A 21,688-nucleotide genomic window follows, 5' to 3' on the forward strand; every position below is an offset into this window, starting at 1 on the left:
ATCTGGTTGGAAGACCGAAGACCGATGCGGCCTCAATTCTTAGGTTTAGCATATCCTTTTAGTAGCACATTAGAAAATACACCTAGAGAAGCACCAAAGTTATTTGGAACTGCCTGGAGGATTGAACTTGACCACTTGATTTGGGATTGCCTCAATTGTTCTTAAGTAAGAGTATATTGCCTTGAGATCAGATTCTTCCATGCCAGCGTACATGACCCAGGGCATGATGGTATTGAATTCTCCAGGCGGCACTTTAGGCAGGTGATACCCGGAGTCCAAGTATTGCTTAAATTTCCCCACAAACATACCTTCAGACCAACTTCCAATCCCCGAATTTAGGTCTTGGGTTAAATTGGCAGATTTAACAACCGAGCCGTCCGGGAAAGCAAATTCTCTTCCTCCGGAGTACTCAAAGCCAGCCAAAATAGTACCTTGAGCATCTACTGGACTATGGCATTCCATGCAGGCAGCAGCATTCGTTAGGTATTTTCCATAAGCTACTTGATCATTCTTAGTTGGTTTCAGCTGAGGATCAGCATCTTTGGGGATGGTTTTCAGGATGACGCTTACAGGGAAATCAGCCTCTGATTCAGGGATTTCATTTTCAATTGGAACCAAAGTTCGGATGTAAGTGATGATGTCATAAATGTCCTCGGGATCCATTTTGCTGTAGAACTGATAAGGCATTATTGGAAACATCGCTCTGCCCTCATTCGTCACCCCAGTGGTAATAAGGCGGTACAATTCTCCGTCTGTGTAGTCCGCAATCCCAAAAGGCGTAATATTTTTTGCGTAAAAGACGCCCGGAAAGCCCATGCTTTGATCAAACCTTTCTCCTCCGGCTCCTAGTGTTCCCGACTGAATGGGGCCGGAAAGCAAAGAGAAGTCTCTTACGGAATGGCAATCTACACAAACCGTGACGTGGTTTGCGAGGTAGGCTCCTCTAGCTACCTGTTCGGGACTGTGATCAATGGTGAGGTCTGGTGCTGGGCTTACTTTGGGGAAAGTGAAATTGACGAATGCAACGCCAGAAATAATCAGTAAAACAAGGGCTCCAAACGCAAAGGCAAGTACTTTAAAAATCTTTTTCATAATAAAAATGGTTTTGGTTTATGAAAATCTACTCAATAATATAATTGATTGATTATAAATGAGTTAAGTTTAATTTTGTTTCCGTGGTATTGTTCAAAATAATCTTGGAATATTTTTAAATCTTATGCTTTGTATTCCAGATTAGTACCTTTAGGATTGGAATGGATTAGTTAATCTCCAAACTGCTCATTCTTACCTATGGCACTCTCTATCTAGCCACTATCTCTTCTAAATGCATAGAATTTCACTCCTACTTCTTTTATTCCTTCTAGGTTCAATTTCCCAGCTAGTGTCTGGCCAAAGCGTCCAGACTTCCGGGTCTAAAGAAAATAGTACTAAAATCGGCTTGGTTCTCAGTGGGGGAGGTGCTAAAGGGATAGCGCATATCGGCGTCATCAAAGCCATGGAAAGAGCTGGAATCAAACCAGATTACATCGTCGGTACGAGTATGGGAGCTGTGGTAGGTGGTCTTTATTCCTTGGGTTATAGCGCGGATGAATTGGAGGTGATTATCGGTAGGATAGATTGGGATTTGTTGATTTCCAATCGGGTTAGTTTTAAAGAAATAGCTTTTGAGGAAAAGGAATATTATAACAGATACCTGCTAGAATTTCCGATAGTGAAAGGCAAAGTTGCTTTTCCCTCTGGCTTGATTCAAGGTCAGGTACTCTCAGATGTGCTTCATTATTACACTTGGCCGGCCAATTCCTATCAGAACTTTGATGATTTCCCGATTCCCTTCAGATGCGTGGCTACAGATATCCGTTCGGGCACCCCAATTGTTTTTGATCGGGGATATTTGCAGGATGCATTGCGATCAAGTATCGCCATCCCGACCGTTTTTTCGGCTTTTGAATTAGATAGCACTTCGGTAGTAGATGGGGGAGTGGTAAATAACTTTCCGGTGAATATTGTGCGGGAGATGGGTGCGGATGTTGTTATAGGTGTGAATGTGAGTAGTGAGGATTTTGCGGAGGTGGATGATTTGGGCGGGTTTGGCGGAATTCTAATGCAGATAGCTATGGCTCCCTCACTGAGTATCATCAAGGATAATATCGAAGCCACTGATATCTATATCAAACCGGATTTGGGAGACTATACCATGGGAAGCTTTAGTGCTTTTCGGGAAATTTTGGAGCTAGGTATAGAAACTGGAGATCAATACTTTGATCAATTCAAGAAGTTAGCGGATAGCTTGGGCAGGAAAGATGTGGTAGAGGGAATTACCTTCAGGACAGATTCTATACAGATAAATAAGATTGAAATCCTTGGAAATAATCTCTTTTCTACTGATTTGATTCTTTCCAAAATGGCGATAAATGAAGGTGACTTTGTCAGCAGGGAGCAGATGGAAGCCGCAGTTCACAGTATTTATGGTATGAATGGTTTTTACAAAGTGGATTATCGGCTACTTCAGACAGCTACCAAAAAGTATGATTTGCTGGTTCGCATCAAAGAGAAACCCAGCACCCTATTAAGCACAGCCATCCATTATGATAATCAGTTTTCCGCTGGAATTGTATTGAATTTTACTGCTAGAGAAGTAATTGGGCGCAATTCTCGAGCTGTTTTTCTATCAGACATTTCTGCTAACCCTAAATTCAGGTTTGACTACTACAAATACACTGGGGTTAGGAAGAAGTTTGCTTTCAATTTGAAATTCAATTACCTGCGTCAGGAGCTTCCTGAATACATTGATGGAAAGGAAAATGATGTGGAAATTGGGAGAAATACCCGTATCGAAGCGCAGATGATCTCTACTAGCTCTTTGAAGCAGGCTTTCTATATTGGAAGTGTCTTTGATGTGTCAAGATCTAACTATAAGTTTTTGTCAAACTCCCTCGATGAAATCAAAAATGCCACTCAGACTTTCTTTGGACCAAGGTTCAAATACTATAGGAACTCGCAGAATGACAGGAACTTTCCTACTCGGGGAGCGGAGGCATTGCTAGACGCTACGCTGCATGTAAAAGACTGGATAGGAGTCAATCTGCAAGCTGGCGTGGATTCCGTTGTTTTTGATTCAGCTGGAGAAAGTAGTGTTGTTTCTAAAGAGTACCTGGATTCTTATGTGGAGTCCTTAGTCCCTAACTCGTATATGTCGCTGTATGCGAAGTACTCCAAGTTTTTTGGGCTGGGGCCTAAAGTTCAATTTCATCCAGATTTTGCAGCAGGGCTGACACTTTCATCAGAAGATCCCACCAAGATTTTTACTGAGTTCTTTGTAGGTGGTTACCAGAATATTAGGTTTAACGATACTAGGTTTTGGGGGTTGAACTATGCAGAGGTTCAAACTCCGAATTTTATAAAGCTTGGTGCGGAGTTTCAGTATAACCCTGTAAACAAAATTTACCTAAGAGTTGGAGCGAATTTCCTGGGTTTGAGCGATCAGGTTCCCTTTAGTGATTTTGATTTTTTCAATGAAATCTACCAGAACACAAGCTATTTGGGCTATGGGGTAGATATTTCTTTTCAAACAATATTTGGCCCTATCAGTGCCGGAATAGGGGGGAACTCTAAGGACAATGCACTTCGAAGCTATCTGTCTATTGGTTTTTCTTTCAATTATTCTGATCGATAGGTTGTCAGATAGAATATGAAATCCAAGCGGGTAGTTTTTATCTAAGATCTAACCTCAATTTTATCCGGACCCTGAGTTCAGCATCGGCGTGGATAATAAGATTTAGCCAATGGGCAAGCGGAGATTTACCTGTAAAAAAAATGTCCTCGCCTCCCCGTAGAGAGACAAGGACAATCCATAGTTTATTGTGTGTCTAGCAAGGAGTCCACATACGCATCAATATCGCGCAGGTGATTTTGGACGATGCCAGCCGAGTATCTTGAGCTGGCCGAGCGAGCTGAAGTTTGGATAGTTTTCAATTCCGCACGAACCGAAGCACTTACATCGGAACGGTTTTTCTCATCCTGAGTCATCAAGGAAGCTAGTTGCTCCACATGCGCACGCTGTAGATTTCTACGGAATGCATCAATGTTTTTTGAGCTAGAAAGCTCAGACCAGATGCCTTTTCTCAAATCACCCAGCATTTGTGTCAAGGTATAGGCTTCCGCTCCGTTCAGGGCTTCATTGTCAATCAATCGCTTCAATCTGTCCATTCTGAGCACATTAGCCAAAATTCTAGACTGAAGACTGCTGACCGAAGAAACCGCGCCACTTGCTCCAATGTTACTTAAGATTTCCTCCTGAAGAAGCCAGTCTGGAGTGCTGAAGACCTCTTCATTGAGAAAATTCATGGCTTTTACCTGCTCTGATTTTACGATGGGCGTGTAAGTAACGCCTTCTTGATCGGTAGTTTTCAACTGCTCATAGACTCCGCCGATGTTGGTGACCACATGGTTTGCGAAGCGGCTCCAAACGCCGAAAAGCTCTCCGTACAATTCCTCCAAATCAGTATAATCCTCACCTGGAGTTGCAGTCCATTCGTCAAGGTTCTTAGCTACGATTTTCAGATTTGCCAAAGCATAAGTACTTGCTTTTACAGGATCGTCGCCCACAGATTCCGTTTGATCACTTGGGTCAAAGGAATTTCCTCTTCCAAATAAGTACTTGGGATCCCCCGCTTTTTCTCTGATCCACTCATTAAGAATAGGCTTCTCAGCTTCGGGAGAATTTGCATTTGGGATATATCTATAGCCCCAATTGATCGCGTAATTGTCGTAAGGACCGAGCATTCTCACCCAGCGAACGCCCGTGTCTCCTGGCTGTGCTACGTAATTATAGCGGGTGTAATCCATGATGGTTGTAGCCAATCCCCATTTCTGGGTGAAGGTAGCAGAACGAAGCGAATCAGTTGGATAGGCGGCTGAGGCTTTCATGTTATGAGGCAAACCTAGCGCGTGACCGATTTCATGAGAAATTACTCTACGCATCATTTCGCCGATTTCCTCATCAGGGGTATTCAGAGTTCTGGCAGATGGATTTGCTGCGCCGGTTTCCAGCAAATAACGATTTCTGTAGGAACGAAGGTGATTGTGAAACCATACGATGTCACTTTCAATGATTTCCCCCGAGCGTGGATCAGACACACTTGGACCCATCGCGTTTCTTGTCGTTGTGGCTACGTAGCGAACGGTGGAATACCGAGCATCCTCCGCACTCCAGTCCGGATCTTCTTCTTTGGAAGGGGCGTCCTTTGCGATGATTGCATTTTTGAAACCAGCTGCTTCGAAAGCTACCTGCCAATCCTCGATTCCCTGACGGAAATACGTTCTCCATTTCTCAGGAGTAGCAGGATCTAGGTAATAAACGATAGGCTTCACTGGCTCTACCAATTCGCCTCTAGCATAAGCTGCTGGGTCCTTTGGCTCTAATCTCCATCTTCTGATGTAGGTCTTCTGATCGGATTTCAAGGCCTCAGAGCCATAGTCAATCTGACGCACTGTGAACCATCCCACGCGAGGATCATACAGTCGAGGCTGCATAGGTTGCTCAGGTAGCAGGTACATAGACTGGCTCATTTCCATAGAGATTGTTCCCGATTGAGAATTGGAAGGAGGCGAAGTGGCATTATAAGTCATGTCGTGTCTCACTTCCACATTTTCTGGGTAGCTAGCCATGCGAGTGATGAAACTTCTATCTTTATCTAAATTCCTCACTTGATATTCTCTTCTCAAACCTGAAGAAAGTCCACTCAATGCTGGGATATCTGAGAGAAAAAGATCTGTAACCTCTATCAGTGCAGCAGTTGAATCTGGATTGAAGCTTTCGATTTTGAAAGATGCTAGGATAGGATTGTAGTTATTAGCATCGACAGATAGGCGGATTGGAAGCGAGTCTGCGGCCACATTATCGAAGGAAATGGATCGAAGCAGGATAGTGTTTTGAAGCCTTGTCCAATGAATAACCTGCTCGTTGGACTTGGAGCCAGCAGTAGTATATCCGCCGCCTAGTCCATCAGCTATTTTGGAAATCCGGCTGACTAATAGCATGTCTTTTCCCAATAGCTCAAAAGGAATCTCGTAGTAATTTTTGTCACCAACTCGATGAATAGTAAATAATCCATCGTCAGAAATGGCTTCGTTGGTTACGATTTCCCCGTACTTTTTGAAGGGGCTTTTTTTGGCGGGTTTTTCTGTCTGAACTGTCGGGGCAGGTTCTGCTTTCTCATTTTTCTTGCTCTTTTTCTGCGCAAAGCCTGCAACGCTTAGCATCAACAGTGTGGCGGTTAATAGAGTAGTGGTTTTTTTCATACGTTTTTACGGGTGTTTAAAGTCTGTGAATCAAGGGAAATTCCTTGATGTTGCTAGTTCCAGACAACTGATAGTTTATGTGTCTTGTTAGTAACAGCTCTCGATTTGGTAGATCGATTAGGAAAGCTTCTTTGCAAAATACTGTAAGGAGCCAATTTTTGAAAGGAGTCGTTTTTCGTGTAGGGTATTTCCTAGGATGAAGGGTTGGTACTTGGTTTTAGGTTTCTTTTGAAGGCTTTGCTGAGGTGTGTTTATTAGGATTTGGATGGAAGATTATGGTTTTTTTCTATGGGAAAAATGAAGGTGCTTAGACGGGATCTTGCCATTGGATGAGGGTTTGGTGCTAACAATTTTTTCTAAGCATTTTACTTTTAGAGGGGCAGATGAGGTGAAAAAATCACTGGAGAACATTACTAAATAGCTTTTATCATCCACATCGAAACGCTTATATTAGCCCACCAATAACCCAATCAAACCTATGAATAGAAGAAAATCCCTCAAAATCCTCGGCGGAACCGCTGTAGGAATCGCCGGGCTGGTACTTGCTGACTGGAAGTGGAATCTGATCGGCGGCGAGACTGCTTCAGGTTTTTTCACCGCTCAGGAGCAAAAACTCATATCCAGTATCGCAGACACCATCATTCCTGCCGGACTTCCACCTAAAACTCCAAATCCAGATGCTAAGCCGATCGGTGCATTAAGTACAGGGACTGATGTGTATTTGATGCAGGTTTTTGAGCACTGCTATGAAAAAGAAGACCAGGATAAGATCAAGCTTCAGCTTGCTGCTCTGAATGAAAAAGACTTTCAGAAAGCATCCAAGGAAGCGCGTGAAGGAATGCTGGCCGCTATGAATTCATCCGAAAGTAAAGAGGAAAGCGAATTTTTTGACCTGATGAAAAGTGAAACAATCAATGGGTTTACCACGGTGAAAGAAGTCATGGTGGACTATAGAAACTACAAAGTGGCGCCAGGCTATTACCATGGCTGCGCCGATTTACCTGCCCAAACCTAACCTATCATGTTACAAGATTCAAAAGAGAAAAGAACCTACGATGCCATCGTCATCGGATCAGGTGCGAGTGGCGGCTGGGCTGCCAAAGAACTTACAGAGAAAGGCCTGAAAACGCTCGTACTTGAGCGAGGTAGAATGGTTCGGCATATCGAGGATTACCCTACTGCATCGAAGGCGCCTTATGAGTTTGAGTTTCGTGGAGCTATTCCCGTGCAGCAGCGTGCAGGACTGGCCGATTGGAGTTGGAAGCGTGAAGAAACCGTCCAATGGGCTATGTCTGAGGACGAGCAACCTGTGATTTTCGAGAAACCCTTTAGGTGGTGGAGAAGCTATCACGTAGGAGGGAAGTCGCTACTTTGGGCTAGAGCTACGCAGCGCTGGTCTGATTTTGATTTTGAAGGACCAGCTCGGGATGACTTTGCAGTGGATTGGCCGATCCGATACAAGGACCTGGAACCTTGGTATGCGCACGTAGAGAAATTTGCTGGAATTGCTGGAAATAGAGATGGTCTGGCTGAGCTACCGGATTCTGATGTGATGCCTGGCTTTGAATTGAGCTGCATAGAAAACTATTACAAGGAACAGTTGGCTGCCAATTTTGATAATCGTCATTTGATCCAAGGCCGCTGTGCTCACCTGACGGATCCCCAGGAAATCCACAAGCAGCAGGGCAGAAATAAGTGTCAGCATCAAGCGATGTGTAATCGAGGGTGCGTCTATGGAGGCTATTTCTCTGCCAATGCCTCTACTTTACCTTGGGCTGAAAAGACCGGGAATCTGACGGTTCGCCCAGATGCAGTAGTGGAATCTATACTTTATGACGATGCCAAAGGCAAAGCCACTGGTGTGAGAATCATCGATAGAAACACGAAAGAAGCAATTGAATTTTACGCTAAAATTATCTTCGTCAATGCTTCTACTATCGCTTCAAATGCCATTTTGCTCAATTCTAAATCATCCACTTTTTCCGAAGGAATAGGAAATGAAAATGGACTGATGGGGAAATTCCTGGCTTGCCACAATTACAGAGGCAAAGGAAATGCAAGCTACGAGGGCTTTTTGGACAAATTCAACGATGGACGGAATCCCGGGCATGCGTATGTGCCGAGATTCAGAAACGTGTTCAAACAAGACACGGATTTTCTTCGGGGCTATTCCATCGGAATGTCAGGAGGAAGAGGATTAGGCTCAGATACGAGTATGATCGGCGATCAGCTTAGAGATAACCTGCTCAATCAAAAATACGGTGTCTGGCACATGGCTGCATGGATGCAGGGCGAGACTGTCCCGGTGGAAGACAACCACATCCGACTGAGTACCGACCAGGTAGATAAGTACGGAATTCCTCAAATCATCCTTTCTGTAGAGTGGAAGGAAAATGACGATAAGATGGTGGCGGACTTTGTGGAGCAGCAGACACTGATGTTTGAAAAGGCAGGATTTACCAATATCCGAGTAGAAGATCAACACTCAGATCCAGGTTCGGATATTCACGAAATGGGTGGCGTACGAATGGGGCATGACCCTAAAACCTCGCTATTGAACAGCTTTAATCAGCTGCATGCCTGCAAAAATGTCTTCGTGACGGACGGTGCTTGCATGACTAGTACGAGTACTCAAAACCCAACTTTGACATTTATGGCTCTGACGGCTCGGGCTGCAAATCACGCGGTGGAGGAATTGAATCGGCAGAATTTGGGGTGAGAGATAAAAGAGATTGGAGAAGTAGAGATATAAATAAAAGAGACCAAGAAAAACCTATGAAAAAAACCAAATTGATTGTATTGCTATTTCTATGTTTTGGAATGGCGGAGCTAAGTTTTGCTCAGAAAAAGGGAGATCCACTTCTACAGGTTCCGCTGGGAGTACAAGCATATACATTTAGAAATCACTGGGCAAACGGGGTGGAATCCACTCTTGATATCATTCAGGACTTAGGGTTCACCGAACTGGAAGGTGGTGCGCCAAAGGGCATGTCGGCGGAGGAGTTTGTGAAACTTTGCGAAGCTAGAGGAATAAGTATTCCATCGACGGGAACTAGCTTTGAAGCGCTAGAAGCCGATCCACAGCAGGTGGTAGATCAGGTAAAAGCCTTGGGTGCTGATTACGTCATGGTGGCGTGGATTCCGCACAATGGAGATTTCACTAAGGCGAATGCAGACCGAGCTATCAAGGCGTTCAACGAAGGAGGAAAAGTGTTGGCTGAAAATGGAATCACGTTTATGTATCACGTTCACGGCTATGAATTCCAGCCGTATGAGAGCGGGACTTTATTTGATTATATCGTAAAGAATACCAATCCTAAGCATGTTTCTTTCCAAATGGATGTGATGTGGACGCATTTTGGCGGTGCAGATCCGGTGGCTTTGCTGAAGAAATATGGTAAAAGATGGGTGTCTCTTCATCTGAAAGATTTGCGCAAAGGAGCTCCAAAAGACATGACTGGACTTACAGGACCGGAAAATGATGTGGTGCTAGGGACTGGGGAACTGGACATTCCTGGTATCCTGAAAGAGTCAAACAAGCTTGGAATCAAGCACATGTTTATTGAGGATGAAAGCGACGAGGAACTGGAGAATCTACCTAAGAGCATCGCTTATTTGAAGAGTTTGAGGTATTAATTATTGCTTACCTCTAGCGATTTGCTAGTAAGTTTTCGCAATCTATGATTACCTGTAATCTTTTCATTAGCTAATTTTTCACCTAATGACCCCGGCTTCGCTCGGCTTCCGGGTTAGGGGCTATTGATGGGAGGGGAGGGAAATGTGGCGCAGCCGCATTTTCCTCCCCTTTCCAATTTAATACACTAACGGTCCGCGGGAGAAGTCGAGTTGAACAGTAACTGAATTTGACTATGGATGAGCAGAAGGATTTCCCTATTCTCATTAATTCTCGATACAACCCAAAACTTGCATTTGATCTTCTATTCCACGCCCTAAACTTATAAATATCAGACGCTTTGCTGCATTTAGCTCCCACCAAAGCGGTGCTTTACCTCGTTCGCTAAGTGTTTTATTTATTTTAGATTTTGAATGCTCATTACGAAGTTCAATTCAAAATCAGGTTTAAAATTCCAAGTACCAACTGAAATGTTTCCTGAGTATTTCCTCTTTTTCGGACCTGATATAGTCGAGAAAAGCGAGACTCACAGGAGACATTTTTTTGCCCTTCAGCCAAATTAATCGCCATTCTGTTTTCATCGGCAAGTCTTCTTTAGGATGAATGAATAGTTGCTCGTCCAGAAGTTCATTCTGAATTCCTATCAACGGCATAATAGAATAACCCAATCCGGCTATCACGGCTTGTTTGACAGCTTCATTAGAAGTAAGCTCCATGCGCTTTCGCTGATTTCCCTGATGCGTTTCGAAGTATTTCTCCATCGCCAGACGAGTTGCCGAGCCTTCCTCTCTGTAGATTAGTGGTTTTTTTTCGTCTCGTAGTGCTTGGTTACCTATCAGGTAGAGTTTGTTGTCTATCAGGAGCTCTTCTTCGACCTGGATTTTTTCGGGTATGACCGACACCAGAGCGAAGTCTATCTCATTGTTTTTCAGACTTTCTACAACCCGACTTTTGTTGGTGACATCGAGAACCAGATCTATCCCAGCGTTTTTTTCCAAAAACCCGGTTAGAAAAAAAGGGATTACATACTTGCCCGTGGAGGCAGAGGATATACGAAGCTTGCCACTGAGAATTCCTTGAAAAGCTTGGGTTTTGTAATTGATATTTTCTAGTTCTTGTATCACCCGCTCCGCTAGAATGGCAATTTCATTTCCGAAATCTGTGACATACAATTGCCGACTCACCACCTCTGTCAATGGTATATCAAACTGATCCTGTAGATTTTTTAACTGAATAGATACTGCAGGTTGGGTCATAAAAAGCTCCTCTGCAGCTTTAGTAATGCTCTTTGTCTGAACTACTTTGAGGAATATCTGAAGCTGGTGTATGGTGTAATTCATAAAAATATTTTATGTGATATATAACAAATATAAATAAAAATTTATGAAAAGGCTTCCCAATATTTGCAGCACAAACTAAATCTAAAACAAATGGAAACAGCTCAGTTAACTCGAAAAAGTAGAGTAATTACTAATCATCAGGATCTTATCAAAGGTGAATTTACTCCAGAGGAAGCAAAGGAAATTATCAGCCATTTATTTTCCGAGAAAATCAATTTTCATGGAATGAAAAGCTTTAGTAATAAAGTAAGATTTGGTGAGGTAGATCATGCCTCTGAGGCTAGAATCGTAGAATTGAAGCAAAGCAATTCTGAGTTGAATCAATTTATCAAAACTGCCAGATTGAAAGGTAAGAAGTTGAGAATCACATCTACAGTATCTATTAAACTTGTCTAACTAGCTCAGAACTATGAATCAATCTTTATTTGCTTACCTGGTATTAATTTCTCCGCTAGTCTTTGTATTGACAGCTATTCTATCCTGGTTTCAAAAAGGGATTCACCCATCATTGGTAAAAAAAGCAGCCTCAGTCTCCTCCATTGCAAGCATATTAATAGCCGCAGTCAGCGGCTTTTTTGTGGTTTTATATGGTGATTTGGAGTCTCCTCTTCTGGGGGTAGATGAGCTTGGACTTAGTGTAAGGTTAGATTCCTTGAGCGTATTGATGTTGCTGATGATCGCGCTTATAGCTTTTATAGTGCTGCGTTTTAGCCAGAATTACCTGGATGGAGATGCGCGGCATGGGGTTTTTATGGGAAGACTTGCAGCCACGATTGCCTCTGTGCAACTGCTGGTTTTGTCGGGGAATCTCTCGTTACTGTTCATTTCTTGGGTGCTTACCTCCATGTCTCTTCATCGCTTGCTAGTCTTCTATCAGGATAGACCTGGAGCTGTGATCGCTGCGCGAAAAAAATTCATAGTAGCTAGATTGGGAGATTTATGTTTGCTGTTGGCCTTTTTACTTCTATATGCGGAGGTGGGCTCCGGGAATCTTGAAGTGATCTTTCAAACGATTCAGACAAAAATTTCTTCTGGTACCACGCTTGTATATATAGAAGGTGCGGCCTTGTTTCTGGTTCTCGCAGCTCTTCTCAAATCAGCCCAATTCCCAACTCACGGATGGTTGATTGAGGTGATGGAGACACCTACGCCAGTTTCGGCTTTGCTTCATGCAGGTTTGCTCAATGCAGGACCTTTCCTGATTGTCAGAATGGCCTATGTGATGGAAGCGAGTACGATTGCTCCTATGATTCTCCTAGCGGTAGGTGGATTTACAGCACTTTTTGCGTCGGTAGTTTTCCTGACTCAAACATCAGTCAAAACAGCCTTGGGCTATTCTAGCGTCGCTCACATGGGATTCAGCTTATTGACTTGCGGACTGGGGCTTTACCCAGCAGCCATGCTTCACCTAGTTTCACATTCTTTTTACAAAGCGCATGCTTTTCTATCTTCAGGAAGTGTCATAGAAGTGATTAGAGCTGGAAAAGTGAAGTCCTCTACCCGAACAGGAAGCCCACTCCTAATAGGAATCGGGATACTTACAGCCTTGGTTATTTATGCTGGTTTTGCTTGGCTATGGGGTATTAATCCTCAAAATGAGCTCTCCCTGCTGGTATTGGGAGCGGTAATTGTCATGGGATTAGCGCGCTTAGCTACTTCAGCTTTTGACTCTAATGGCAGCTTCAAATTGAAGGTTCAGACTTCTATACTGCTAGTGCTGGTGACGGTTACCTTCTTCAGCTTGGAGTCTGGTTTTCACCACATGCTCTCTGCTCAGGTTCCTGAATTAGTAAACCCTAACTCGGGTGAACTAGTCCTCTTAGCGATATTGCTGCTAGCCTTTGGGATTACTGTATTTGGACAAATTCTAGCTCCAACACTCACCAAAAAGCCGGGGTATCAAGCTTTAGCCATTCATCTTAGAAATGGACTTTATGCTAATGCCCTTTTTGATAGGGTAGTCAGAGCATTGTACACACACCATCCAAAGAAAAATCCAGTATTGAAAGGTGAAGTGAATGAAACCACATCCGAAAAAGTATTTCTGACTGAAAATCAACTTGCTTAACTATCCCATTACCTACTCGAACCACAAACTTAACTTAATGACAATCAAATGATTAAATCTTTGAATTCAATGGATAATTTCTCTGAAAACCTGCAGGAAAACCAAGAGTTACTTCTCGATTCATTAAGAGCGGCTTGTAAGAAAATAGCCCCTGTTTGGCCTTTGGAAAACTTCGTTGCAGTCAATCCATACTTAGGATTTACCCACAAGAAATTTACTACTGTTGCTCAGGAACTAGCCGCTGCAGGTGCGGTGCAGATGACTCTTCCTACTTCATTCTACCTCGAAAAAATTAAATCAGGTGAACTACTGGAAAAGGATATCGCTCAGGCGCTTTTTAACCAAAGGGTAAATGTTTCTGCGACGGATTTTATCGCAAAACTAGAAAAGCTGAGTGACTCAGAAGAATTGCCGAAAACTGTCGCTACGGTAGCTGATCTGGCTTCAGAAGTGACAGGAAAAGATTGGGACAGGTTTATGATCGGTAGGATTTCGCAGTGGGCAGCGTCCTATTTTGATAAAGGTCAGGCCGTCTGGTCAGCCGCGGACCAAGATGATGAGTTGTTTCTCTCCTGGAAAAAGGAGGCGCAACTTGATCGTACGCCGGAAGTGATCGGGTTGAAAGGTTTTAGAAAATTTGTCAAGTCACTTCCTGATAATCCACTGGACGCCACTCAGGACGCACTAGAGCAATTGGGAGTATCGGCAGATCAGTCTTCCTTATACTTTCACCGCTTGCTACTCAAACTCGGCGGCTGGTCAGCTTATGCTGCTCGGCTAGACTGGGATAGCGAACTGTATGGAGGAAAAGACGGAAAGGTGATCGAGTTTTTGGCCGTTCTTATTTGCTGGGAATACTGCCTTCTTTCCAGCATTGAAGATCAAGAGCTCAGAAAGTGCTGGGATGAAGCCAAATTTAGCTTTTCTTCCGTGGCTGCACATCCAGAATTCAGTCAGAAGTTAAATCAGAATCTAATCTTACAGGATGCTTTCGATTTGGCTTCGCAAAGAAGAATTATACAAAAATTCGCCCAAGCACAACCCTCTCCAACCAAAGATACTAAGCAAGTGAAAGCACAGGCGATTTTCTGTATAGATGTACGCTCTGAGGTGTACCGAAGAAATCTTGAGTTGGTAGATGCAGAGATAGAAACCTTGGGGTTTGCTGGATTTTTTGCTTTCCCGATCAAGTACGTACCTATAGGGCACGAGCATGGAGAGGCTCAGTGTCCAGTACTTTTGAAAACTGGCCCAATTATCAACGAAAAACTTGCTGATGAAAAGGAGCATCTGAATGCCCTTTCCGGAAGACTTCTCCATCGACAGGCGCAGCAGGTTTGGAAATCCTTCAAATCCGGAGCCGTGACCTGCTTCAGTTTTGTCAGTCCCATGGGGCTCTCGTATCTCCCGAAGCTATTTACTGACTCATTTGGAATGACTAGACCAGTTCCACATCCAGACCGGGAGGGATTGTCCAAGAAGACATTCAACAAGCGGATCGTTAGCTTGGAGCCTACTCAGCATCAGGGTGAGACGAGCGGTATTCCGCTGGATCAGCAAATTCAAATGGCTAAAAATGCATTGAAAGCCATGTCTCTGACGGATGATTTTGGTCGATTTGTTCTCATCGTAGGGCATGGTTCCTCTACTGTAAATAATCCTCACGCCACTGGCTATGACTGTGGAGCTTGTGGGGGACACACAGGAGAAGCCAATGCAAGAGTAGTGGCTGAAGTACTGAACAACAAAGAGGTGAGATCGGCCCTTGTTGCTGACAATTTGCTCATCCCTACGAATACCATTTTCCTTGCCTGCTTGCATGATACGACTACAGACGAGGTAAGTATATTTAATGAATATGATGTCCCAGCAGCTAGAAAAGAAGAATTAAACTCACTGCAGCGATCCTTGGTACAGGCAAGTCAGGCAACCAGGACGGAACGATCACTCCGAATGAGCGCAGAAAAGTCCTCTTCCATAGATCAAATGATACTAGGCAGAAGTAAAGACTGGTCACAAACCCGTCCTGAATGGGGACTGGCTGGATGTTCTACCTTTGTGGTGGCTCCTCGTCAGAGAACCAAAGCAGTTAACTTGGAGGGAAAATCATTCTTACATTCCTATGAGTGGAAAAATGATCCCGGGTTCTCGATTTTGGAACTGATCATGACGGCACCTATGGTAGTCACAAGTTGGATCAATCTACAGTATTACGGCTCAACCGTGGATAATAAGACCTTCGGCTCGGGGAATAAAACCCTTCACAATGTCACTGCCGGGCTAGGAGTGCTTGAAGGTTATTCCGGGGATTTGAGAGTCGGTTTGCCGTGGCAGGCTATCCATGATGGAGAAAAATACCAGCACCAACCCGAAAAACTCACCGTCGTCATAGAAGCTCCTATAGAGGCAATCAACGTCATCCTAAGCAAGCATCAGTCGGTCAGAGATCTGGTGGACAACGGCTGGATCTACTTGATGGTGATGAACGAAGAAGGCAAAGTCACCCATAAATATTCAGGAGGACTGCAGTGGGATAGCATAGCACAGGCGGCGGCTTGATGGTAGGTCACTTTTCCAACAGGCAAAAGAAAAGCAAGTTGAAAATGGGGACATCGTGGAAGAAAGTCTCAACATGGCCTAACTTCAAAACCTAACCTTCAACTACGGGGAAGAAGCCTACATCAAATTCAGCCTTAAAAAACTGAACAAATCAGATCAGCACGGAAAAACCCACACGGTTAACGTTTACGTCTAAGAACTAGAATCGGAAGAATCTTGTATAAAAGCCCTTCGGGGCTTTTTATTTTTTCAAAAAATAATGAGTTCTACCCTTAAGTTAGTGGGGATATAGAGTTAACCCACCAAGGAAGAACAAAATTGCACTTCTAAAAATGTTAAATGTTCGGTAGCCTTTTCCAACGGTTTTAACCTCTTGGATCTCACCGTTCAGTCGTTCAGCCATAGCGTTGTTTAGTTTTGTTAGTAGCGCATTTACCCTCCTGAGATATGGAGAGATTCTTGGTATTTGGAATATTACATAGATGGGGAGTTGGATCGCACCGTTTCTTGAAAGGATATGATCCATCCCAAATTTTATACAAATGCTGAAGAGCCGGGGAGTACTACCAAGGATACCCCAACCGGGCTGAGTAAGGAAATGGAAATCATCATTAATGTGGAGGATCAAACCTGGAGATCCGGTTCTGAATCAGGTTTACAGTCAGAAACTTACACGCCTACTGATACAGAATTGGCTTATACAGAGGATCATACCTTCAGAGTGAAGTGGATAAGGGTGTATAAGCCAGTGGAAAAATAGTAGGCTATCATATTTTAGCTTTTCTTAAAATACCTCTTTCTATACTGTGCAGGGGATATCTGGTAGGATTCGTTGAATTTCTTATGGAAAAAAGGAAGGGAATCGTAGCCACAGACATAGGCGATTTGCGCTATGGGTTCCTCTGTGTCCACCAGCATCCTCGCTGCATTGTTTATTCTATATTCATTCAAAAAGGTAAAGAATGGCCTTCCCATCATTTTGGTGAAAAACCTGGAAAAGGATTGCTCGGAGAGATTTATTAAATCCGCTAATTCTTTCAGATAAATTTTCCTCCCAAAATTTCCTCCTACAAAGTCGTGAATTTTGGCCATTCGTGTGCCGTATTCGCTGGGAATATCATCTGTAAAACTCGCGGCTGAAAGTGGGGTATAGGATGCTTTACTAAGTGATGAAAGTATAGCAAGAAGTTGAATATAAAGCTCTTGCCCTGACAAATCCGGGAAGGTTTTAATCAGGGGAATTAGCTGATTCACCTGCTCCTTGTCAAAAATCAAACCTCTGGAGGCTGTCTTTAGCAATTGATGAATTGAGTTTAATTCTGGCACCTCTGGAAAAATCCCCAAATTCCATTGTACCACATATGACTTGGAGTTTGATGACTGGGAGGTATTGTTTTTCCAGCAATGGGGAAGATTTGATCGCAACAAAACCAATTCTCCTGGCTGATATCCCCCTACATAGTCCCCAATAAATTTGGTTCCCACACTTTCTTCTATGTAGGTCAGCTCATGCTGAGGATGGAAATGCCAGGGTGTTTCAAAATCCTTTTTATCAAAACAGAATCCTAAGATAGATTTCTGATTTCCTAAGGGGATGGGTTCTAAAATTGGCTTCAAAATCTTGTAGAGATAGTATGATTAAGTTTACTATTTAATCAATATTTCATCCAAAAATATCAATAGACGACATAATAGATAATTTATTGGTGAAAATAGGAAAGTTATCTGAATAGATTTTTGACAATTATTGTAACCCAAGAAACAAGGCCCTAAGCAGAAACCGAACTCCATGAAAAAAAGTGAAATACCTGATCCTTTTGCAGCGCAAAGATCTAAATGTGGCTATGAGACTATAGACGATCAAAATGATCCTGTGACCATGTTGCTGCGCCACAAAGATGTCAGGAAGACTGCACATAATTATAAGACCTTTACCTCGGAGACGGTTCCTGGAAGGATTGTGGTTCCTTCTGAAGTGAATATTCGTGATACGCGGCAAATTCCATTTGAAATGGATCCTCCAATACATGGTGCATACAGATCAGTCCTGGAAGCGTGGTTTAAGCGTCCTAATAATGCGGATTATCAGGAAGCATTGACTACGATGGTCTCAAGTATTATTGATGAGATGTTGGCTAAGGAATCTCTGGAAGTGGTCAATGAATTTGCCCTACCCTTACAGTCCCGTGCCCTGACGCTTTTGCTCAATACGCCTTTCAAAGAGTCAGAAACCTGGATATCCTGGGGGACACACGTTTTTCGTAGTGAGGGAGAAGCTTTGGATGCGGATAAAGCCAATGTGCTTTATGATTATATAGATCGTGAACTTGATCGTGCGATAGCCAATCCATCCGATGACTTGTATTCGGTGCTCATGCAGTCAGATTTTGATGGGAGAAAGCTGTCCAAAGAAGAAGCAAAAGGGGTGATGGTTTTGACCTTCGCCGGAGGTCGGGATACTGTAATTAATGCCGTCACCAATGCAATCGCCTATTTTGCAGATCATCCTGAGTCTCTGAAAAGGCTGAGAAAGGAGCCTGAAATCATTACCAATGCAGTGGAAGAAATGATCCGGTACTTTTCGCCTTTGACCCACATGGGCAGAGTAGTGACCGAAGATGCGCAGGTCTGTGAGCATGCTGCGAAAGCAGATAGTCGGGTTTCCCTTTGCTGGGCCTCTGCCAATAGGGATGAAAATGTTTTTGAAAACCCGGATGAAATCGTCCTAGACCGAAAAATCAATCCTCATGTGGGATTTGGTTTCAGTCATCATAACTGTCTTGGAGCTACGCATGCCCGACAGATTATGAGAATTCTATTAAAAGAACTTTCAGAGAAAATAGGATCAATAGAAATTCTTGATTTGAAAGAAAATATAGAGCAATGGGGCAGATTCCAGCGTAAGGTAGGCTACCATAAAATCAATGTGAAATTCAATGCAATAACCCCATAAAGAAATGGCAAAAATTACTTTTATAACTAGCGATGAGCAAAGAATTACTGTGGAAGGATTTTCAGGTTCTGTGATGGCATTGGCCGTGGAAAATGGAATAAAGGGGATCGATGGTGATTGTGGGGGCGTATGTTCATGTGCCACTTGCCATGTTCACGTGGCACCTGAGGATGTCTCGAAAACCCGTGAGGCGAGCGAAATCGAAACGGATATGCTGGAATTGGATGATCATACGGATCAGTACAGTCGGCTTTCCTGTCAACTGCAGATTAGCGAGGACCTGGACGGAGTAGTTTTACGAGTTGCCAAATGAGCGATGTGAGCCTGGTAGAAAACCTAGCAGAAAATCAGATCTGTGTGATAATCGGGGCTAGTCATGCGGGTGTAAATTGTGCATTTGCGTTGCGCAAAGAAGGGTGGGAAGGGAAAATAATGCTTATTGACTCAGACCCGGAGTTGCCTTATCATCGTCCTCCTCTTTCCAAAACTTACCTCCATAGCTCAGAAGCATTGGGACAAAATCTCCTGAAGTCTTCTGAAAGCTATGGCAAGGAAAACATACAATTACTCCTTGGAATCAAAGCGCTAAGCATAGATCGAAAAACTCAAAACGTACAGCTGGATAATGGTACATGGCAGGCTTACGATAAACTAGTTCTTGCCACAGGTGCTCGGGCGATGATCCCATCGATCAGGGGTTTATCCGAAGCTAAACATGTTTATCCATTACGAACTGCAGCTGATGTCAACGGAATTCGGGATAAAATTTCTAAGAACCCAGGTCAAGATGTAGTCATCATCGGAGGTGGATATATTGGGCTGGAGACAGCTGCTTCCTTAAGGAAATTAGGAGCAAAAGTCACAGTGCTGGAGCGGGAATCCAGAGTGCTGGCACGCGTGACTGCGCCGGAGATGTCTTCGTTTTTTGAAAGTCTTCATGCGGCAAATGGAGTAAGCATCCACTGCAATAAACAGGTGATTTCCATAGCAGAAGATGGTGAGAAAGTTCAGGTAATTTGCGAGGATGGTTCAAGCTTTCCTGCCGATTTGTTGGTACTTGGGGTAGGTATTCAAGTGAATTCAGAATTGGCATCAGCTGCTGGATTACAAATAGAAAATGGAATTCGAGTTGATGAGACCTCATGTACCAACGATCCGAATGTTTATGCGATCGGGGATTGTACAGATCATTTCAACCCTCATTACAAGCGATATCTCAGACTGGAATGTGTGCAGAATGCGGTGGATCAGGCCAAAATCGCTGCTGGGGCAATCTGTGGTAAAGATGTTTTCTATGACGCCATTCCTTGGTTTTGGTCTGATCAATATGAAGTAAAACTGCAACTAGTTGGATTGTCTGCTGGATATGATGAGGCAGTTTTGCGAAAAGAATCAGAGCTGGTTTTTTCCATCTGGTACTTTCGGGGAAATGAGCTGCTCGCCGTTGACGCGGTGAATTCAGCCAAAGCTTATGTTTGGGGCACTAAATTTATCAAAAGTGGAGAGCCTATAGACAAAGAAAAACTGAAGAATCCTGAAATTGAACTTAAATCTATTGGGAAATAGAACAACGGGATCAGGGTAAATAAAAAGTAATTCAACTTACCCAAACTTAGATAGGCTAATATTCCATTTAGCTCTAAGCTGAAGGAGTAAGTAAAAAAAACTTTTGACCACAATGTTCATGGTGGTTTTAAAATAAACACAAACTATGTCAAAACTTTCCAAATCAGCCGTAGCCAAAGGTGATGGCACTTTTAGCATTTGTGAGGTCAGTATTTCTGATCCGGAACCGGATGAAGTGCTGGTGAAAATGAAAGCTGCCGGACTTTGCCATACTGATTATGACTCATTAAGCTGGGGCAAACCTATAGTAATGGGGCATGAAGGTGCAGGAGTAGTTGAGCAAGTTGGAGCTGCGGTGACAAGCGTAAAACCTGGTGATCAGGTGATTTTGAATTGGGCTACGCCATGCATGCATTGCTTTCAATGTCAGGAAGGCAATCAGCACATTTGCGAAAATAATTCTCCAGTAGTTGCCGGGGGAAATGGACATACACCTGGTCAGGCCACTTTGGGAAGTACCAAGTGGGAGGGCAATCCTATAGAGCGATCTTTCAATCTGGGGACGCTGAGTGAATATACCCTGGTCAAGGAGTCCGCAGTGGTGAAAGTAGAGGAGTCAAATCTGAATTTTTCTGCTGCCAGCATTATCAGCTGTGGCGTGATGACTGGCTATGGGTCCGTAGTAAATGCTGCCAAACTCAAAGCTGGTAGTTCTGTGGTAGTTCTAGGCTGTGGAGGGGTTGGCTTGAATGTAATCAATGCCTGTCAAATCGCCGGGGCAAGCAGGATTATCGCCGTGGATATTAATCCGGTAAAATTGGAAATGGCGAAGATGTTTGGAGCAACTGAGGTTATTTTGGCTGAAAAGGATGATGTAGGACTGATCAGGGCTTCAGCTAAAGTCAAAGAGATGCTAGGTGGAAGAGGAGCTGATTATGCCTTTGAATGTACAGCTATTCCTGCTTTGGGAGCTGCGCCCCTGGCCATGATCCGAAATGCAGGCACGGCGGTTCAGGTGAGTGGAATCGAGGAGGAGATTACTATAGATATGCGGCTTTTTGAATGGGATAAAATCTATATCAATCCACTCTATGGCAAGTGCCGACCGCAGATTGATTTTCCTATCCTGATGCAATTGTATAAAAATGGGCAGCTTAAATTAGATCAAATGATCAGTAAGGAATACAGCTTGGATGAGCTGCAACATGCATTTGATGATATGCTAGCTGGAGTAAATGCCAAAGGAGTAATCATTTTTTCCTAAAGCC

General features: G+C 43.5%; 16 protein-coding genes. 12 read left to right on the top strand and 4 right to left on the bottom strand.

The genetic code is table 11. The features are described 5' to 3' along the window. Positions 1–99: 99 nt before the first annotated feature. Positions 100–1,092, bottom strand: a complete 993-nt coding sequence (locus tag ABJH64_RS16925) for a cytochrome c (RefSeq protein ID WP_348275344.1) — start codon at positions 1,090–1,092, stop codon at positions 100–102. Positions 1,093–1,324: 232 nt separating this feature from the next. Here ABJH64_RS16925 and ABJH64_RS16930 point away from each other — a divergent pair, with 232 nt between their 5' ends. Next, entirely contained in the window at positions 1,325–3,673 is a 2,349-nt protein-coding gene (locus tag ABJH64_RS16930; protein ID WP_348275343.1) for a patatin-like phospholipase family protein, read from the top strand. Between the two features lie 182 nt (positions 3,674–3,855). On the opposite strand, the gene ABJH64_RS16935 is transcribed toward ABJH64_RS16930, so the two are convergent. Next, positions 3,856–6,300: a zinc-dependent metalloprotease gene (locus ABJH64_RS16935; protein ID WP_348299050.1), complete on the bottom strand. Its 2,445-nt coding sequence runs from the start codon at positions 6,298–6,300 to the stop codon at positions 3,856–3,858. 478 nt (positions 6,301–6,778) lie between these two features. Here ABJH64_RS16935 and ABJH64_RS16940 point away from each other — a divergent pair, with 478 nt between their 5' ends. From ABJH64_RS16940 to ABJH64_RS16950, 3 genes are read left to right on the top strand one after another with little or no spacing between them, the layout of a single operon-like run. After that, positions 6,779–7,315 (top strand): gluconate 2-dehydrogenase subunit 3 family protein, encoded by a 537-nt coding sequence (locus tag ABJH64_RS16940; protein WP_348275601.1) that lies wholly within the window; start codon positions 6,779–6,781, stop codon positions 7,313–7,315. Positions 7,316–7,321: 6 nt separating this feature from the next. Then, a complete protein-coding gene (locus ABJH64_RS16945) occupies positions 7,322–9,019 on the top strand; it encodes a GMC family oxidoreductase (protein WP_348275600.1) in 1,698 nt (565 codons plus the stop codon). Positions 9,020–9,075: 56 nt separating this feature from the next. Next, a complete protein-coding gene (locus ABJH64_RS16950; protein ID WP_348275599.1) occupies positions 9,076–9,936 on the top strand; it encodes a TIM barrel protein in 861 nt (286 codons plus the stop codon). Between the two features lie 444 nt (positions 9,937–10,380). Here ABJH64_RS16950 and ABJH64_RS16955 read toward each other — a convergent pair whose 3' ends face one another. Next, the gene (locus ABJH64_RS16955; protein WP_348275598.1) at positions 10,381–11,274 is read right to left on the bottom strand and encodes a LysR family transcriptional regulator; all 894 of its coding nucleotides are present in this window, start codon (positions 11,272–11,274) and stop codon (positions 10,381–10,383) included. A gap of 90 nt (positions 11,275–11,364) precedes the next feature. On the opposite strand from ABJH64_RS16955, the gene ABJH64_RS16960 reads away from it, so the two are divergent. From ABJH64_RS16960 to ABJH64_RS16975, 4 genes are all read left to right on the top strand, one after another. Next, positions 11,365–11,670, top strand: coding sequence for a hypothetical protein (locus tag ABJH64_RS16960; RefSeq protein ID WP_348275597.1), 306 nt, complete (start codon positions 11,365–11,367; stop codon positions 11,668–11,670). A gap of 13 nt (positions 11,671–11,683) precedes the next feature. Further along, positions 11,684–13,342 carry a proton-conducting transporter membrane subunit gene (locus ABJH64_RS16965; protein WP_348275596.1) on the top strand — a complete coding sequence of 553 codons (1,659 nt, stop codon included), beginning with the start codon at positions 11,684–11,686 and terminating at the stop codon, positions 13,340–13,342. Positions 13,343–13,411: 69 nt separating this feature from the next. Continuing rightward, complete coding sequence (locus ABJH64_RS16970; RefSeq protein ID WP_348299049.1) at positions 13,412–15,901, top strand: DUF2309 domain-containing protein; 2,490 nt, start codon at positions 13,412–13,414, stop codon at positions 15,899–15,901. Positions 15,902–16,418: 517 nt separating this feature from the next. Then, the gene (locus ABJH64_RS16975) at positions 16,419–16,661 is read left to right on the top strand and encodes a hypothetical protein (protein WP_348275072.1); all 243 of its coding nucleotides are present in this window, start codon (positions 16,419–16,421) and stop codon (positions 16,659–16,661) included. Positions 16,662–16,675: 14 nt separating this feature from the next. On the opposite strand, the gene ABJH64_RS16980 is transcribed toward ABJH64_RS16975, so the two are convergent. Continuing rightward, entirely contained in the window at positions 16,676–17,518 is an 843-nt protein-coding gene (locus ABJH64_RS16980; RefSeq protein WP_348275071.1) for an AraC family transcriptional regulator, read from the bottom strand. A gap of 172 nt (positions 17,519–17,690) precedes the next feature. On the opposite strand from ABJH64_RS16980, the gene ABJH64_RS16985 reads away from it, so the two are divergent. The 4 genes from ABJH64_RS16985 (at position 17,691) to ABJH64_RS17000 (ending at position 21,684) form a co-directional block, all read left to right on the top strand. Beyond that, complete coding sequence (locus tag ABJH64_RS16985; protein ID WP_348275070.1) at positions 17,691–18,854, top strand: cytochrome P450; 1,164 nt, start codon at positions 17,691–17,693, stop codon at positions 18,852–18,854. A 4-nt stretch (positions 18,855–18,858) separates the two neighbouring features. Further along, entirely contained in the window at positions 18,859–19,167 is a 309-nt protein-coding gene (locus tag ABJH64_RS16990; protein WP_348275069.1) for a 2Fe-2S iron-sulfur cluster-binding protein, read from the top strand. Beyond that, positions 19,164–20,420, top strand: coding sequence for an FAD-dependent oxidoreductase (locus tag ABJH64_RS16995; RefSeq protein ID WP_348275068.1), 1,257 nt, complete (start codon positions 19,164–19,166; stop codon positions 20,418–20,420). The genes ABJH64_RS16990 and ABJH64_RS16995 overlap by 4 nt, the downstream gene beginning before the upstream one ends. A gap of 145 nt (positions 20,421–20,565) precedes the next feature. Further along, entirely contained in the window at positions 20,566–21,684 is a 1,119-nt protein-coding gene (locus ABJH64_RS17000; RefSeq protein ID WP_348299047.1) for a Zn-dependent alcohol dehydrogenase, read from the top strand. Positions 21,685–21,688 lie beyond the last annotated feature (4 nt).

Source organism: Algoriphagus sp., from assembly GCF_039969895.1.
Lineage (GTDB): Bacteria > Bacteroidota > Bacteroidia > Cytophagales > Cyclobacteriaceae > Algoriphagus.

Coding starts and splice junctions, on each gene's coding strand:
- ABJH64_RS16925 (WP_348275344.1), bottom strand. CDS start 1,092: ATGAAAAAGATTTTTAAAGTACTTGCCTTTGCGTTTGGAGCCCTTGTT.
- ABJH64_RS16930 (WP_348275343.1), top strand. CDS start 1,325: ATGCATAGAATTTCACTCCTACTTCTTTTATTCCTTCTAGGTTCAATT.
- ABJH64_RS16935 (WP_348299050.1), bottom strand. CDS start 6,300: ATGAAAAAAACCACTACTCTATTAACCGCCACACTGTTGATGCTAAGC.
- ABJH64_RS16940 (WP_348275601.1), top strand. CDS start 6,779: ATGAATAGAAGAAAATCCCTCAAAATCCTCGGCGGAACCGCTGTAGGA.
- ABJH64_RS16945 (WP_348275600.1), top strand. CDS start 7,322: ATGTTACAAGATTCAAAAGAGAAAAGAACCTACGATGCCATCGTCATC.
- ABJH64_RS16950 (WP_348275599.1), top strand. CDS start 9,076: ATGAAAAAAACCAAATTGATTGTATTGCTATTTCTATGTTTTGGAATG.
- ABJH64_RS16955 (WP_348275598.1), bottom strand. CDS start 11,274: ATGAATTACACCATACACCAGCTTCAGATATTCCTCAAAGTAGTTCAG.
- ABJH64_RS16960 (WP_348275597.1), top strand. CDS start 11,365: ATGGAAACAGCTCAGTTAACTCGAAAAAGTAGAGTAATTACTAATCAT.
- ABJH64_RS16965 (WP_348275596.1), top strand. CDS start 11,684: ATGAATCAATCTTTATTTGCTTACCTGGTATTAATTTCTCCGCTAGTC.
- ABJH64_RS16970 (WP_348299049.1), top strand. CDS start 13,412: ATGGATAATTTCTCTGAAAACCTGCAGGAAAACCAAGAGTTACTTCTC.
- ABJH64_RS16975 (WP_348275072.1), top strand. CDS start 16,419: ATGATCCATCCCAAATTTTATACAAATGCTGAAGAGCCGGGGAGTACT.
- ABJH64_RS16985 (WP_348275070.1), top strand. CDS start 17,691: ATGAAAAAAAGTGAAATACCTGATCCTTTTGCAGCGCAAAGATCTAAA.
- ABJH64_RS16990 (WP_348275069.1), top strand. CDS start 18,859: ATGGCAAAAATTACTTTTATAACTAGCGATGAGCAAAGAATTACTGTG.
- ABJH64_RS16995 (WP_348275068.1), top strand. CDS start 19,164: ATGAGCGATGTGAGCCTGGTAGAAAACCTAGCAGAAAATCAGATCTGT.
- ABJH64_RS17000 (WP_348299047.1), top strand. CDS start 20,566: ATGTCAAAACTTTCCAAATCAGCCGTAGCCAAAGGTGATGGCACTTTT.